Here is a 14,384-nt window from a genome sequence, read left to right on the forward strand (position 1 = left end):
GGTCAGTCGTCCTCCGCGGTCGGCGTCGGCTCCTCTGCCGCGGCGACGGCCGTCGGCGCGGTCACGATCGCCTCGACCAGCAGCTCGGTGGTGAGCTCGACCTGCCACCGCCGTGCACCGAGGTCCCGCAGAGCCGTTGCCACGGCGTCGGGGAGCTCGTGTGCGTCCGCCTCGGGTGGCTCCCACATCAGCCGACGGACGAAGTCCGGGGTCAGCAGGTTCTCCACCGGCAGGTTGAGGTCGGTGGCCCGCGCGGCCAGGCCGCTGCGGGCGCTGCTCAGCCGCGCCGCCGCCACAGGATCACGGTCGGCCCAGGCGCGGGGCGGCGGCGGACCGTCGTACCGCGCGGCGTGGGGTGGCAGCTGGTCCTCGGGGAGCTCGCGGGCGGTGCGGATCGCCTCGATCCAAAGGTTGGCGTAGCGCTGGGCGCCGCGGCCCTTGAACCCCTTGAGGGCGAGCAGGGTGGCGCGGTCGCGGGGCAGGGCGTTGGCGGCCTCGACGATGGCGGAGTCGGGGATGATCCTGCCTGGGGTGACGTCGCGTTGGGCAGCGATCGCGTCACGCGCCTCCCACAGCTCGCGCACGGCGGCGAGCGCGCGCCGGCCGCGGGCCCGGTGCATGCCGGAGGTCCGCCGCCACGGGTCCTGGCGTGGGGAGTTGGGGCCGGCGTTGACCAGGTGCTCGAACTCCTGCCGGGCCCACTCGGCCTTGCCGGTGCGGTCGAGCTCCTCGGCGAGCGCATCGCGCAGCTCGATGAGCACCTCGACGTCGAGGGCGGCGTACTCCAGCCACGGCTCGGGCAGCGGCCGCGTGGACCAGTCGACCGCGGAGTGCTCCTTGCGCAGGCGGCGACCCACAATCGTCTCGACCAAGGTCGCCAGACCCACGCGTGGATAGCCGAGCAGCCGGCCGGCGAGCTCGGTGTCGAACAGCGCAACCGGTCGCATGCCGAGCTCGGCGAGGCAGGGCAGGTCCTGGGTGGCCGCGTGCAGGATCCACTCCGCGTCGCCGATCGCGTCGTTGAGCGTTGTCATGTCGCCGAACGGGATCGGGTCGACCAGCGCCGAGCCAGACCCCTCGCGACGGAGCTGGATCAGGTACGCCCGGGCGGAGTAGCGGTAGCCCGAGGCGCGCTCGGCGTCGACCGCGACCGGGCCGGCGCCCGAGCGGATCGCCTCGACCACCTCGGCGAGGGCGTCGTGGCTGTCGGCCACCGGCGGCAGGCCGTCGCGCAGCTCGAGCAGCGGAGTCTTCGCAGCCGCCTCCTCGGCGGGCGTGCCGGCAGGACCGGGCGGCGGGCTGGACGGCTGGCTGGGCGGTTCGGCGGGCGCCGGGGGAGCAGGGGGCATCAGCTACGGCCGCGCTGTCCTCGCCGGCTCGGCAGCGGTGCGACCCCTTCGGGCACGGGCGGCAGCCCCGCGGCGGTGCACAGCAGCTCGCCCCACGCCTCGACGTGGTCGGCCACGTCGCCGAGCGGGGTCCAGGACGCCCGGATCTCCAGCTGCGCGGTGGCCTCCTCCTCGGCCATGCTGCCGAAGCTCTCCGAGGAGACCTTGGTGACCGTGCCGGAGGGGGCGAGGTACTCCGCGCCGTGGGCCTCGAGCGCGTCGGTGAGCCAGGACCAGCCGACCTCGCCGAGCAGCGGGTCGTTGGCCATCTCGGGGTCGATCTCGGCGCGGGCGTAGGCCACGCACCGGAACGTGCCGTGCCAGGCGTCGTTGCCCGCCGGGTCGTGGAGCAGGACGATCCGGCCCGTGCCCACGTCCTCACCGTCGACCGTGACGTCGGCGGAGAGGGCGGAGGCGAAGGGGGCGATCCGCTGCGGGGCCGGCATCTCCTCGCAGAAGATCTCGGGGCGCAGCCGGGCCGCGTGCATGCGGTCGACCGCCACGAGGAACTCCTCGGGGGTCGCCGGGCCCTCCAGGCGGGGCTCTTGTCGTGCGGCCATGGCCTCATGCTAGGCCGGTTCGCGGCCACCGGCGGTCCGACTCGCCGCCTGGCCTGCGAAGATGGGCGCGTGCCAGCTGCCTCCGAGACCAGTCCCGCTCTCCACGACTCCGCCTTCCTGCGTGCCGCGCGCGGCGAGGACGTGCCGCACACCCCTGTGTGGTTCATGCGCCAGGCAGGCCGTTCGCTGCCGGAGTACCGCAAGCTCCGCGAGGGCGTCCCGATGCTCGAGTCGTGCATGCGGCCCGACCTGGTCGTGGAGATCACGATGCAGCCGGTGCGCCGCTACGGCGTGGACGCGGCGATCTTCTTCTCCGACATCGTGCTGCCGCTCAAGGCCGTCGGCGTCGACCTCGACATCGTCCCCGGAGTGGGCCCGGTGGTGGCCGAGCCGGTGGCCACCCTCGCGGACGTCGAGGCGATCGCCGACCTCACCCCCGAGCACGTCGGCTTCATCACCGAGTCGGTGCAGGGGCTGGTCGCCGAGCTCGGGGCGACGCCGCTGATCGGCTTCGCCGGAGCACCGTTCACCGTCGCGTCCTACCTCGTCGAGGGCGGGCCGTCGAAGGAGCACGCGAAGACCAAGGCGCTGATGTTCGGCGCCCCCGAGGTCTGGGACGCGCTCATGCGCAAGATCGCCGGCATCTCGGCGGCCTACCTGGAGGTGCAGGTCGCGGCCGGCGCGTCGGCCGTGCAGCTGTTCGACTCCTGGGCCGGCGCGATGTCCCCGGCCGACTACCAGCGCTACGTCATGCCCTACTCCGCCGACGTGCTCGCCCGCGCCGGCGAGCTGGGCGTCCCGCGGATCCACTTCGGGGTGGGCACCGGCGAGCTGCTCGGGCTGATGGGCGAGGCCGGCGCCGACGTGGTCGGCGTGGACTGGCGGGTGCCGCTGGCGGCTGGCATCGAGCGGGTCGGCGGCCGCGCGGTGCAGGGCAACCTCGACCCGTCGCTGGTGTTCGCACCGACCGAGCTGATGCTCTCGCGTGCCGCCGAGGTCGTCGACGCCGGCCGGGCCGCGCCGGGTCACATCTTCAACCTCGGCCACGGCGTGATGCCCTCCACAGACCCCGACCAGCTGGCCCGGCTCACCGACTTCGTGCACGAGTACTCCGCGCGCTGAGCCGTCCGGCGCGGCACCCGCGGCACCCGCGGCACCCGCGGCCACCCGGGGCGCCCGGGTCAGCCGGCTTCGGCCGCGGGAGGTGTCGGTGCGGTGAGGCGTCGCCGGCGCAGGGTGCGCACCAGCAGCCAGACCGGTGCGCCGACCACCGCGAACGTCACGGCGAACGGCAGCAGGGCGCCGACCACGGTCGCCGTCCCGACCAGGACCGTCTGCAGCGCGTCCCAGCCGCCGGCCAGCCCGGCGAGGAACCCCTGGTCGTCCTCGTCGGGGGCCGGCGGGGGAGCGTCCGGGGTGCGCAGCCGCACGGTGATCGTGGACATCGAGGTCTGGTCCGAGAGGTACTTCTGCTGCGCCTTCAGCGACTCGAGCTCTGCCTGCCGCGTGGCGATCTCCGACTCGAGCCGAATCATGTCGTCGACGGTCGTCGCCTGGCGCAGGAAGCGCTGCAGCCGGGCCAGACTGGCCTCGGCGGTGGCCACCCGCGTGTCGACGTCGATCACCTCGGTGGTGACGTCCTCGGAGCTGCGGTCGGCCCGTAGCGTCCGGCCGACCCCGGCCAGGCCGGCCATCACGTCGGCGAAGGCCGGCTCCGGCACGCGGAGCACCAGCACCGACCGCTGTGGCCGGCCGCGTCGGTCGTTGGTGGTGTCCTCGCTGGCGAGGTAGCCGCCGTGCTCGGCGACGAGTCCGTCGATCTCGAGGCGTGCCCGGCTCATCTCCTTGGCCACGAGGGAGACCTCGCCCGTGCGGATCACCGCGCGCGTCTGCACGGTCGACCGGTTGGCCCGGTTGGGACCGTCGCCCGCCGCTCCAGACCCGGTCAGCCCCTTCTCGACGCGGCCGACTCCGCTCTCCGGTGCGGCCGCACCGCCGGAGTCTCCTGAGCCGCCGGTGCCGCCCTCCTCCCGGAGGGCGACGTCCTCGACCGAGGCACTGGACTCCGCGGCGCCGGACCCGCCGGCAGAGCACGCTCCCGCGGCGAGGGCGAGCAGCGCGGCTGCTGCAACGAGCCCGGTCCTGGTCCTTCTGGCGAGCCTGGCCATCGGTTCTCCTCGGCGGTCCGGCCGGCAGTGCTCCGGCGACTTCGACGAGGGTGTGACGCGCACCATCCCGGATCGGTTCCCACCGACTTGGTGAAGTGGCGCGGGGTTTGCGAATGTGGTCATCGTGAACCGGCCTGTGGATGCCCCCTCGCGGCGCGTCGTCGTCGTCGGTGGCGGCATCAGCGGACTCTCGGCCGCCGCCTCGCTCAAGCGCCAGGACCCGTCGCTGCAGGTGACGGTGCTCGAGGCCGCGCCCAGGGTCGGCGGCAAGCTCGCCCTCGCCGAGGTCGCCGGGGTGACCGTCGACGTCGGTGCGGAGGCGATGCTCAACCGCCGCCCGGAGGCCACCGCCCTGGCCCGCGAGGTCGGCCTGGCCCCCCGGCTGGTGCACCCGGCCACCACGTCGGCCTCGCTGTGGACCCGCGGCGAGATGCTCGCGATGCCGCGCACCCTGATGGGCGTGCCCGTGGACGCCCGCGCACTCGCCGAGAGCGGCGTGATCTCCAAGGCCGGCCTCGCCCGGGCCACCCTCGACGCGGTGCTCCCCGCGACCCGGATCGGGGAGAGCGACGTGAGCGTCGGCTGGCTGATCGAGGAGCGGTTCGGCAAGGAGGTCGTGGACCGGCTGGTGGAGCCGCTGCTCGGCGGGGTGTACGCCGGCCACGCCCGCCGGCTCTCCGCCCGGGCCACCGTGCCCCAGGTCGTCGCCCTGCTCGACCGCGACAAGTCGATGCTGCGTGCCGCGGCGGCCGCGACGGCGGCCACGTCCGACGTACCCGTCTTCGCCGGGCTCGTCGGAGGCATCGGACAGCTGCCCCGGGCGGTCGCCGACCACGCCGATGTCGAGGTGCGCACCGACGCCACCGTCCGCGAGCTCGCCCGCCGACCGGGTGGTGGGTGGAACCTCGTCGTCGGCTCCACCCGCGACCCCGAGGTGGTCGGGGCCGACGCGGTCGTGCTGGCCACCCCGGCGCCGGCGACGTCGCGGCTGCTGAGCGACGTCGCGCCCGACGCGGCACTCGAGCTCGGTCGGATCGAGTACGCCTCCATGGCGATCGTGACCATGGCGTTCCGCCGTCGCGACTTCCCCGAGACGACCGGCTCCGGTTTCCTCGTCCCGCCGGTGGACGGCCGGGCGGTGAAGGGGGCGACGTACTCCTTCGCCAAGTGGGACTGGGTCGCCGATGCCGGCCGCGGCGCCGACGCGGGTGAGGACCTGCTCGTGATGCGCTGCTCGATCGGCCGGCACGGCGAGGAGCGCACCCTCCAGGTCGACGACGACCGGCTCGTCGAGCTCGCGCTGGCCGACCTCAGCGATGCGATCGGGCTGTCGGTGCGCCCGGTCGACCGGCACGTGCAGCGGTGGGGCGGCGGGCTGCCGCAGTACGCCGTCGGGCACCTCGACCGGGTCCGCCAGGTGCGGCTCTCGGTGGCGAAGGCAGGCTCGCTCGCGGTCTGCGGCGCGGCGTACGACGGGCTCGGGATCCCGGCCTGCATCGCCTCCGCCGAGACCGCTGCGACCCAGGTACTGAACGCGCTGTCGGAGCAGACGGCGAGAAGAGGAGAATGACCGCATGACCGAGACCGCGAAGCGTCCCAACCAGGGCAAGGCCGCCAAGGACCTCAACGACACGATCCGCTACACGATGTGGTCGGTGTTCCACCTCCGCGACGTGATCGGCGACGGCGATCGGGCGGCGGAGGCCAACGAGGTCGAGAAGCTCTTCGAGGACCTCGAGGCCTCCGGCGTCCGGGTGCGCGGTCTCTACGACGTCTCCGGCCTGCGCGCGGACGCCGAGCTGATGATCTGGTGGCACGCCGAGAACAGCGACGACCTGCAGCAGGCCTACCACCGGTTCCGGCGCACCGCGTTCGGTCGCCGGCTGGACCCGGTGTGGTCGCAGATGGCGCTGCACCGGCCCGCGGAGTTCAACAAGAGCCACATCCCGGCGTTCCTCGCCGACGAGGAGCCGAAGTCCTACGTGTGCGTCTACCCGTTCGTGCGCTCCTACGAGTGGTACCTCCTCGAGGACGACGAGCGACGCCGGATGCTCGCCGAGCACGGCATGATGGCGCGCGGCTACCCCGACGTGCGGGCCAACACGGTCGCGTCGTTCGCGCTCGGCGACTACGAGTGGATGCTGGCCTTCGAGGCCGACGACCTCTCGCGGATCGTGGACCTGATGCGTCATCTGCGCGGCTCGGACGCCCGGCGGCACGTGCGCGAGGAGGTGCCGTTCTACACCGGCCGCCGTCGCACCCCCACCGAGCTGGTCGACGCGCTGCCCTGACGCGCCCGAGGAGCTACTCGGCGGGCTCGAGCGTGAGGCTGATCGAGTTGATGCAGTAGCGCTGGTCGGTCGGGGTGCCGTAGCCCTCGCCCTCGAAGACGTGGCCGAGGTGTGAGCCGCAGCTCGCGCAGCGCACCTCGATCCGCTTCATGCCGAACGACGTGTCCTCGATGTACTCCACGCGGTCCTCGGCCAGCGGGGCGTAGAACGACGGCCAGCCGCAGTGCGACTCGAACTTGGTGTCGGAGCGGAACAGCTCGGCGTCACAGGCACGGCAGCGGTAGACGCCGGTGGTCTTCGTGTCGGTGTACTCGCCGGTGAAGGCCGGCTCGGTGCCGGCCTGGCGCAGCACGGCGTACTCCTGCGGGGACAGCTGCTCGCGCCACTCCGCGTCGCTCTTGGAAACCGGGTAGCTCATGTGCCCCACGCTACCGACACCGCCAAGCCGGTCGTGGGGCGCAGCGCGCGCCTGGGCGCGCGCCGAACCACACGACCCGGCTCGGTCAGCGGTGGTGCCGGTCGTGGCCGCGACCCCGGCCCTTGTGATGACCCTTGCCGTGCTTCTTGTGATGTCCGCGCGCCTTGCCGTGCCCGCCCTTGCCGTGCTCACCCCTGGTCGCGGCGATCCGGACCACCTGCGGGTCGTGGTCGGAGATCTGGTCGGCGAACTCGGCGTTGACGTGGACGATGTCGTAGTCGTAACCGGCCGCGACGAACCCGGGGGAGAGCAGGATGTGGTCGAGCACCTGGCTGTTGCCCTCGTAGACGTAGGTGTAGCGCTCGCCGGCCGGGAGGGTGCGGGGCAGGTCGGTCAGCGCGGTCTCGCCGGCGCCGACGAGGATGTCGACGGTCTCGGAGAACTCGAAGTCGTTGATGTCGCCGACCACCGCGACCTTCGCGTCCGGATCTGCGGCGAGCAGCTCGTCGACGAAGTCACGGACCTCGCGTGCCTGCTGGTGCCGGTCCACCTCCGAGGTGCGCACCGGAGGCTGCCAGCGGCCGAAGAGCGGGTCGTCGCCGCCCTTGGAGCTGAAGTGGTTCGCGATCGCGAAGAAGGTCTTCCCCTGCCGGCGGAACTCACCCACGAGCGGCACCCGCGAGCCGGCCCAGGCGGGGGAGTCGGGGGCCACGCGCGCCGGTGAGGTGACCAGGTGTGCCTCGCCGTCGGGGCCGGTGACCACCGTGGCAGGTGTGCTCGAGGTCGGCGTGCCGCGGTCGACGAACTCCACGTCGCGGTCGGTGTTGAACAAGAACGCCACCCGGATGTTGCCGCCGGGCTCGCCGCCCTCGGCCAGGTCGACCGGGTCGATCTGGCGCCAGTCGTACGCCGGGCCGCCGGCACGGGCGATCGCCTCGGTCAGCAGCCGCAGCGTCTCCTCGGCCGTGGTGGTTCCGTCGTCCTCCGGGCCGCTGTCGTCCTGGACCTCTTCCAGACCGATCACGTCGGGGGAGCCGAGGTTGTCCACGATCTGCCGGGCCAGGGCGTCGAACTTCTCCTGCGGGTCGAGCGCGTCGAGGTTCTCGACGTTGTAGGAGGCGATGGACAGCTCCCCGCCGCGGGCGGCGGGGGTGGTCTCGCGGCTCAGCCCGCCGGCCTGCACGGTCGGCGCGACCAGGGGGAGCAGCTTGAAGTTCGCGAAGGAGTAGTCGAGCACCCCGACCGTCGTACCGGGGAGCCGGTCGCCCACGTGCGCGGTCGGGACCGCGGCGAGCACGTCGTCGAGGATGATCCGCTCGGGGTTGAAGTCCTCGGGCGCCACGTGGACCCCGCCGCGCGGAGTGGCGGGCTCGGCGCCGGCGGTGACCACGGGCAGCTCGCCGAACCGTGAGGTGGGGCCGGTGGCCCGGGCGTCCTCGACCGCGAGCAGCATGCCCTCCATCGACTCCCAGAAGTCGATCCCGTCCGTGGCCGCGTCGAAGCTGCCGCTGGTCTCGACCGAGCCCGTGGCGTCGTCGTCGATCACGTCGCTCGGCGGGACCCGACCGCCGGGCCCGACGAGGGTGGCGGCGGGCAGGTCCGTGGTGCCGACGACCTCAACCGTCGGGGTGCCGGTGAGCTCGGTGATGGTCAGGTTGTCGCCGCTCGCGCCACCGGGGCGGTACTCCACGACGTCGCCGGTGACCAGCACGCGGTCGCCGACGGCGGGCATCGTCCTCGGCTTGTAGACGTAGAGGCCCTCGCTGGTGGCGATGTCGTCGTCCGGCGTCGTGGCCTGCATCCAGAACCCGTCGCTCTTGGTGGCGGTCACCACGCCCGGGACGTCCAGCACGGTGTCGCCGGCGTACGGCGAGAGGTGTGCTGCGCCCTGCACGTCGTGGATCGCCAGCCCGGCGACACCCTCGACAGGCTCCTCCGGCGGCTCCTCGACCCCGCGGCCGGTGCTCTCGGGGGTCGGCGCGCCGACGGTGAAGTCCGCGGAGTTGACGTCGGTGTCGCTGCCTCTGCGCGAGGCCGACTCGGTGTTGCTCGGCGACGGGGCCGGTGTGGTCTCCGCGTCGTTGGCGCTGCCGAAGCCGACGAAGTCGCGGACCGTCTCGTGCCGGTCGCAGTCGGGGCCGCAGGGCAGGGCCGCGGTGGTGGTGACCAGGGCGACCCTGCCGCTGGTCGCCGACATCGAGATGTTGCCGACCGCGTCGGGCGTGGGGAGCTCCTCGTTGCCGCCGGCGCCCTCGGCCTGCTGGACGAGGTACCGCTCGCCGGGCTCGATCCGCCCGGTCAGCCCGGTCACCTGCCAGGTGCTGCCGCCGGCCGAGGCGTACTGCACCGACCAGCCCTCGAGGTCCACGGCGGCGCTGCCGAGGTTGTGCAGCTCGACGAAGTCGTTGCGCAGCGTGGCACCGGAGTTGCCGCCACCGCCGTACACCTCGGAGATGACGACGTCGGGGGAGACCGCGACGGCGGGCAGGACCGGGAGTGTGAGGGAGCCGGCGACCGCGAGTGCCGCGACACCAACCAGGGCCCGAGATGGTCGAGTCACGTGGGAGATCCTCCGTGGTAGTCGTGACACCGCGGGAGGTCCTCCCGGGGCTGGCGCCACTGTAGGTAAAGGACCCGGGCTGCGTCGATGGTCCGGGGCCGTGTTTTCGCACGAGTTGTCCAGATGTTCGCCCACCGGACCCCGCGGCCCTAGATTGGGCCGCATGGCCAGCCCTGCGACCGAGATCGACGCCGCCGGACGCCCCGTGCGGGTGACCAACCCCGACCGGGTGATCTACCCGGCGACGGAGAGCACCGCAGAGGTCACCAAGCTGATGGTCGTGGAGTACTACCTGGCGGTGGCGCCGGGGATCATGCGTGCGCTGGACCGCCGACCGACCACGCTCGAGCGGTGGCCCAAGGGCGTCCACGAGGGGATCACGTTGTCCACCCGCTCCGGCGACCACGGCGACGCGTTCTACCAGAAGCGGGTGCCCAAGGGCGCTCCGGAGTACGTCGAGACGGCCACCATCACCTTTCCCTCGGGGCGCACCGCCGACGAGGTCTGCCCGACCGAGCCGGCGGTGGTCGCCTGGGCGGCGCAGATGGGCACGCTGACCTTCCACCCGTGGCCGGTGCGCCGCGAGGACGTCGACCACCCCGACGAGCTGCGGATCGACCTCGACCCGCAGCCCGGCACCGGGTTCGCCGAAGCGGTGCGGGTGGCCGGTGCCGCCCGGGAGCTGCTCGAGGAGCTCGGGCTGCGCGGGTTCCCGAAGACCAGCGGCAACCGGGGCGTGCACATCTACGTGCGCATCGAGCCGCGCTGGTCGTTCACCGACGTCCGGCACGCCGCGATCGCGTTCGGACGCGAGCTCGGCCGGCGCACGCCGGGCGTCACCACCAGCTGGTGGAAGGAGGAGCGCGGCGAGAACGTCTTCGTGGACTACAACCAGAACTCGCGCGACCGCACGATCGCCGGCGCCTACAGCCTCCGCGCTGTCCCCGGTGCTCCGGTGTCGACGCCGGTGACCTGGGACGAGCTGCCGGAGGTGGACCCCCGTGCCCTGAACCTGCACACCGTGCCGGCCCGCTTCGCCGACCTCGGCGACCCGCACGAGGGGATCGACGAGCACCATCACTCCCTCGAGCCGCTGCTGGCGCTGTGGGAGCAGGACGTCGAGCGGGGGCTGGGCGAGATGCCGTACCCGCCGGACTACCCGAAGATGCCCGGAGAGCCGCCGCGCGTGCAGCCGAGCAAGAAGAACCCCGCGAACTGGTAGGCAACACCGCGGTTCAGCTGCCGAGCGGGCGGGCGGCCCGGTCCGCGCCGAGTGCGACGGTCAGTGCGAGCACCGTGTCGGGGTCGGTCAGCCGGTCGCCGTACAGGTCGCGGAGCTGGCCCATCCGGTAGCGGACCGTCTGCGGGTGGACGTGCAGCGCTGCTGCCACGTCCTCGCGGCGGCCGTGGTGCAGCAGCCACTCGCGGAGGGTCTCGGCGAGGCGCTCCGCCGTCGTCGGGCGGAGGTCCTGCAGTGGCTGAAGCACCTGCGCCCGGAGGTCTGTCATCGCGGACGGGTCGGCGTGGAGGACCAGTGCGGGCAGGTACCGCTCGGTGTCCACGGGGTCGCCGCCGGTCGCGCCGAGCCCGAGCTGCTGGGCGCGCACCGCCCGCAGGAACGACTCCCGGACCCCGGTCCACGGGCGCGCCGGTCCGACGACGGCGCGATGGCCGCGCAGTGCGCGGAAGAGCCCTGCCCGGGAGCCCTGTTCGGCGTCGGGGACCAGCAGCACCGCGAGCTCGCCGTCGCCGAGACCGTCGAGCTCGGGCGCGTCCTCCTCGGGCTGGAGCGTGCGGGGGTCGAGCACCCCCAGCGCCCCTCGCACGTGGGCACTGGGCAGGAGCACGGCGGTCAGGCTTCGCGGGGGGACCCACTCGGCCCGGTCCGCGGCAGCGGCGAGCTGGTCGGCCGGCGCGCCCGCGAGCAGGTGCCGCCCCAGCCGCTCGAGATGCCGGCGCCGAAGCCGTCCGGTGTTGGCAAGCTCGTCGGCGTGGCCGGCGACGCTCGCAGCGGAGAGCTCGTCGATGTAGGCGAAGACCAGCTCCGCGAACTTCGCCAGCGTCTGCGGCTCCAGCCCGCCGTGCACGGCGGTGGCCGACAGCTCGCGCCAGGAGACGCGTGCCCCCACCCGGTAGGCGGCGAGGAGCGCGTCCATCGTCCGGCCGCTGCGTGCCTCGCCGCGGCCCAGCGCGTAGGCGCCCTCGAGCGCGGGTGCCAGCGGTGTCCCTGCGTGGGTGCCCTGGGACCGGGAGGCCAGGCTCAGGAAGCCGCCGAGCGCGAGCTGCACGGCGTGGCGGATGTTCTCGCCCATCGGCCCGGCCAGTGCGTTGGTGTAGCCGGGCACCTCCACGATGATCGCGCTCACGGTGTGCTCGGCGACCTCCGGGAGCCGGGCCCGCAAGATCGCCAGGGTCGCCTCGTCGAGCTCCAGCTCGGCCGCCTCCCGGGCAGTCCGGCTCGCCTGAGGGGGACCCGCGTGCTGCGTCATGTTGTTCTCTCCGAACAAAACCGGTGGATGGATTCACGTCGTACGGTCATGAATCTAGCGCGTGGTCTCATCAGACTGGTGTCATGACGTCACTCGTCCACGACAGCGCGCCCCGCCGCCACGGCGCGAAGCGGCTGCGCGACCGGGCCTGGCGGCTCGCCGAGGCAGTCACCACGCCGTTGCTGCCCGAGGACTACCTCGACCTGGTCAACCCGCTGCGCGCGGGTGCGGCCCTGCGCGGGCGGATCGAGGCGGTCGTCCCGGAGACCGCCGACGCGGCGACCGTGGTGATCCGTCCCGGGGCGGACTGGGCCGGGCACGTGCCGGGTCAGTACGTGCGGATCGGCATCGACGTGGACGGCGTCCGCCAGTGGCGGGCGTACTCGCTGACCCACGGCCCCCGTGCCGACGGCCGGATCTCGATCACCGTGAAGGCGGTCCCGGACGGGGTGGTCAGCAACCACCTGGTCCGCCTGGCCAAGGTCGGCACGCTCGTGCACCTCGAGCAGGCGGCCGGTGAGTTCGTGCTGCCCACCGACGGAGGCCGGCTGCTGTTCGTCACCGCGGGGTCGGGCATCACGCCGGTGGTAGGCATGCTGCGCAACCTGTTCCCGGTGACCGACACCGGCCCGGTGCGCCTGCCACGCAGCGCGGGCTACGACATCGTCGTCGTGCACGTCGCACCCAGCCGCCCGCAGTCGATCTTCGCCGCCGACCTGCGGGCCCTGCACGACGCCGGGCTGATCGAGCTCGTCGCCAGGTACGACGACGAGCACGGGATCCTCGACGTGGACCGGCTGACCGACCTCGTGCCCGACCTGGCCGAGCGGACCACGCTCGCCTGCGGACCGGCCGGCCTGCTGGACGCGCTCGAGGCGCACCACGCGCAGCGCGGCCTGCCGCTGTTCACCGAGCAGTTCCGGCTCAGCACCGTCGAGCCGGGGGAGGGCGGCACGGCGCGGTTCACCGCCAGCGGCGTCACCGTCGAGGCCGACGGGGCGACCCCGATCCTCGACGCCGGAGAGGCCGCCGGCGTCCTCATGCCGTCCGGCTGCCGGATGGGGATCTGCTTCGGCTGCGTCGTGCCGCTGCGCGAGGGCGCCGTCCGCGACCTGCGCAACGGCGAGGTGACCACCGCCGCGCCCGGCGACGGGGTGAAGATCCAGACCTGTGTCTCGGCCTTCGCCGGCCCCTGCGACATCGACCTCTAGACCATCCTGCGACAAGGAGACCTGCCATGACCGTGATGCAGAAGAAGGCCAAGAACCCGATCGCCCACCTCACCCCCGACGACATCGAGGAGATCGGGCGCCGGCTCGACGAGATCCGCGCCGACGTCGTGGCCTCCCGCGGCGAGCGCGACGCTGCCTACATCCGCCGGGTGATCGACGTACAACGCAAGCTCGAGCTCGGCAGCCGCGCGGTGCTGCTCGCCTCGTCGTTCCCGCCCGCGTGGGTGCTGGGCACCGTGGGCCTCTCGATCTCCAAGATCCTGGAGAACATGGAGATCGGGCACAACGTGATGCACGGGCAGTGGGACTGGATGCGCGACCCGAAGATCCACTCCACCACCTGGGAGTGGGACAACGCCTCGACCGCGGAGGGCTGGAAGCACAGCCACAACGAAATCCACCACACCTACACGAACATCGTCGGCAAGGACAACGACCTCGGCTACGGCATCATGCGGGTCGACGAGGACCAGCGGTGGCACCCGATGCACCTGGGCCAGCCGTTGTGGAACTTCATCAACGCCTGCTTCTTCGAGTACGGCATCGCCGCCTACGACCTCGAGCTGGGCCGCAACCTGCGCGTGCCCAAGGAGCGCCGGAGCAAGGAGTTCAAGGACGGCGTGCGCAAGACCCTGCGCAAGATCCGCCAGCAGATGACCAAGGACTACGTCGCTCACCCGGTGCTGTCGATCCCCACCGGCTCGTTCGTGTCCACGCTGAGCGCGAACTTCGTCGCCAACCTGGTGCGCAACCTGTGGTCGCACTCGGTGATCATGTGCGGCCACTTCCCCGAGGGCGTGGAGACCTTCGAGAAGAAGGCGATCCCCGCCAACGAGACCCGCGGCGAGTGGTACCTGCGCCAGATGCTCGGCTCGGCCAACATCTCCGGTGGCAAGGCGATGCACATCATGACCGGCAACCTGAGCTACCAGATCGAGCACCATCTGTTCCCCGACCTGCCCAGCAACCGCTACCAGGAGATCGCGCCGAAGGTGCAGGCGCTGTTCGACGAGTACGGGTTGAGCTACACCTCCGGCCCGCTGCCCAAGCAGGTGGCCTCGGCCTGGTCGAAGGTGATCCGGCTGTCGCTGCCCAACGGTTTCGTCGAGGAGCACACCCGCCGGCTCCGCGGTGCCACGCGTCCGGTCACGCGACTGGTCCCGGTCGCGACCTCCAAGCCGGCCGGGCAGGACGAGCCGGAGCGCGTCGCCGTCTGACCCGATCTCGCAGTTAGCCGCTGGGGCCTTGGCGCCAGGCGGCTTGGACGAGGGTGACGAG

General features: G+C 72.7%; 12 protein-coding genes. 6 read left to right on the plus strand and 6 right to left on the minus strand.

What is annotated here, in order from left to right; genetic code table 11:
- Window positions 1–2: 2 nt before the first annotated feature.
- Together ACYVIH_RS16895 and ACYVIH_RS16900 are read right to left on the minus strand one after the other, a co-directional pair.
- On the minus strand, window positions 3–1,349 hold the full coding sequence (locus ACYVIH_RS16895) for an HRDC domain-containing protein (RefSeq protein ID WP_460870662.1): 1,347 nt from the start codon (window positions 1,347–1,349) through the stop codon (window positions 3–5).
- A complete protein-coding gene (locus ACYVIH_RS16900) occupies window positions 1,349–1,948 on the minus strand; it encodes a DUF3000 domain-containing protein (protein ID WP_460870663.1) in 600 nt (199 codons plus the stop codon). Before ACYVIH_RS16900 ends, ACYVIH_RS16895 begins: the two co-directional genes overlap by 1 nt.
- A gap of 69 nt (window positions 1,949–2,017) precedes the next feature.
- Between ACYVIH_RS16900 and hemE the strand changes: the two genes are divergently transcribed.
- Complete coding sequence (gene hemE / locus ACYVIH_RS16905; RefSeq protein WP_460870664.1) at window positions 2,018–3,070, plus strand: uroporphyrinogen decarboxylase; 1,053 nt, start codon at window positions 2,018–2,020, stop codon at window positions 3,068–3,070.
- A gap of 59 nt (window positions 3,071–3,129) precedes the next feature.
- On the opposite strand, the gene ACYVIH_RS16910 is transcribed toward hemE, so the two are convergent.
- A complete protein-coding gene (locus ACYVIH_RS16910) occupies window positions 3,130–4,116 on the minus strand; it encodes a DUF4349 domain-containing protein (protein ID WP_460870665.1) in 987 nt (328 codons plus the stop codon).
- A gap of 124 nt (window positions 4,117–4,240) precedes the next feature.
- Between ACYVIH_RS16910 and hemG the strand changes: the two genes are divergently transcribed.
- Complete coding sequence (hemG, locus tag ACYVIH_RS16915; RefSeq protein ID WP_460870666.1) at window positions 4,241–5,686, plus strand: protoporphyrinogen oxidase; 1,446 nt, start codon at window positions 4,241–4,243, stop codon at window positions 5,684–5,686.
- 4 nt (window positions 5,687–5,690) lie between these two features.
- Complete coding sequence (hemQ, locus tag ACYVIH_RS16920; RefSeq protein ID WP_460870667.1) at window positions 5,691–6,407, plus strand: hydrogen peroxide-dependent heme synthase; 717 nt, start codon at window positions 5,691–5,693, stop codon at window positions 6,405–6,407.
- A gap of 13 nt (window positions 6,408–6,420) precedes the next feature.
- Here the strand turns inward: hemQ and msrB are convergent, their stop codons facing one another.
- A complete protein-coding gene (msrB, locus tag ACYVIH_RS16925; protein WP_460870668.1) occupies window positions 6,421–6,825 on the minus strand; it encodes a peptide-methionine (R)-S-oxide reductase MsrB in 405 nt (134 codons plus the stop codon).
- Window positions 6,826–6,910: 85 nt separating this feature from the next.
- A complete protein-coding gene (locus ACYVIH_RS16930; RefSeq protein WP_460870669.1) occupies window positions 6,911–9,385 on the minus strand; it encodes a lamin tail domain-containing protein in 2,475 nt (824 codons plus the stop codon).
- A gap of 163 nt (window positions 9,386–9,548) precedes the next feature.
- Here ACYVIH_RS16930 and ACYVIH_RS16935 point away from each other — a divergent pair, with 163 nt between their 5' ends.
- The gene (locus tag ACYVIH_RS16935; RefSeq protein ID WP_460870670.1) at window positions 9,549–10,607 is read left to right on the plus strand and encodes a DNA polymerase domain-containing protein; all 1,059 of its coding nucleotides are present in this window, start codon (window positions 9,549–9,551) and stop codon (window positions 10,605–10,607) included.
- Window positions 10,608–10,620: 13 nt separating this feature from the next.
- Here ACYVIH_RS16935 and ACYVIH_RS16940 read toward each other — a convergent pair whose 3' ends face one another.
- Window positions 10,621–11,874: a PucR family transcriptional regulator gene (locus ACYVIH_RS16940; protein WP_460870671.1), complete on the minus strand. Its 1,254-nt coding sequence runs from the start codon at window positions 11,872–11,874 to the stop codon at window positions 10,621–10,623.
- Window positions 11,875–11,957: 83 nt separating this feature from the next.
- Here ACYVIH_RS16940 and ACYVIH_RS16945 point away from each other — a divergent pair, with 83 nt between their 5' ends.
- Together ACYVIH_RS16945 and ACYVIH_RS16950 are read left to right on the plus strand one after the other, a co-directional pair.
- The gene (locus ACYVIH_RS16945; RefSeq protein WP_460870672.1) at window positions 11,958–13,085 is read left to right on the plus strand and encodes a ferredoxin reductase; all 1,128 of its coding nucleotides are present in this window, start codon (window positions 11,958–11,960) and stop codon (window positions 13,083–13,085) included.
- A 26-nt stretch (window positions 13,086–13,111) separates the two neighbouring features.
- Window positions 13,112–14,323: a fatty acid desaturase family protein gene (locus ACYVIH_RS16950; protein ID WP_460870673.1), complete on the plus strand. Its 1,212-nt coding sequence runs from the start codon at window positions 13,112–13,114 to the stop codon at window positions 14,321–14,323.
- The last annotated feature ends 61 nt before the right edge of the window (window positions 14,324–14,384 follow it).

It is taken from the genome of Nocardioides pakistanensis (assembly GCF_054781215.1).

What these genes read in the sequence shown, in the direction of transcription:
- ACYVIH_RS16895 (WP_460870662.1), bottom strand. Translation starts at nt 1,349, where the DNA reads ATGCCCCCTGCTCCCCCGGCGCCCGCCGAACCGCCCAGCCAGCCGTCC.
- ACYVIH_RS16900 (WP_460870663.1), bottom strand. Translation starts at nt 1,948, where the DNA reads ATGGCCGCACGACAAGAGCCCCGCCTGGAGGGCCCGGCGACCCCCGAG.
- ACYVIH_RS16910 (WP_460870665.1), bottom strand. Translation starts at nt 4,116, where the DNA reads ATGGCCAGGCTCGCCAGAAGGACCAGGACCGGGCTCGTTGCAGCAGCC.
- hemQ (WP_460870667.1), top strand. Translation starts at nt 5,691, where the DNA reads ATGACCGAGACCGCGAAGCGTCCCAACCAGGGCAAGGCCGCCAAGGAC.
- msrB (WP_460870668.1), bottom strand. Translation starts at nt 6,825, where the DNA reads ATGAGCTACCCGGTTTCCAAGAGCGACGCGGAGTGGCGCGAGCAGCTG.
- ACYVIH_RS16935 (WP_460870670.1), top strand. Translation starts at nt 9,549, where the DNA reads ATGGCCAGCCCTGCGACCGAGATCGACGCCGCCGGACGCCCCGTGCGG.
- ACYVIH_RS16940 (WP_460870671.1), bottom strand. Translation starts at nt 11,874, where the DNA reads ATGACGCAGCACGCGGGTCCCCCTCAGGCGAGCCGGACTGCCCGGGAG.
- ACYVIH_RS16945 (WP_460870672.1), top strand. Translation starts at nt 11,958, where the DNA reads ATGACGTCACTCGTCCACGACAGCGCGCCCCGCCGCCACGGCGCGAAG.
- ACYVIH_RS16950 (WP_460870673.1), top strand. Translation starts at nt 13,112, where the DNA reads ATGACCGTGATGCAGAAGAAGGCCAAGAACCCGATCGCCCACCTCACC.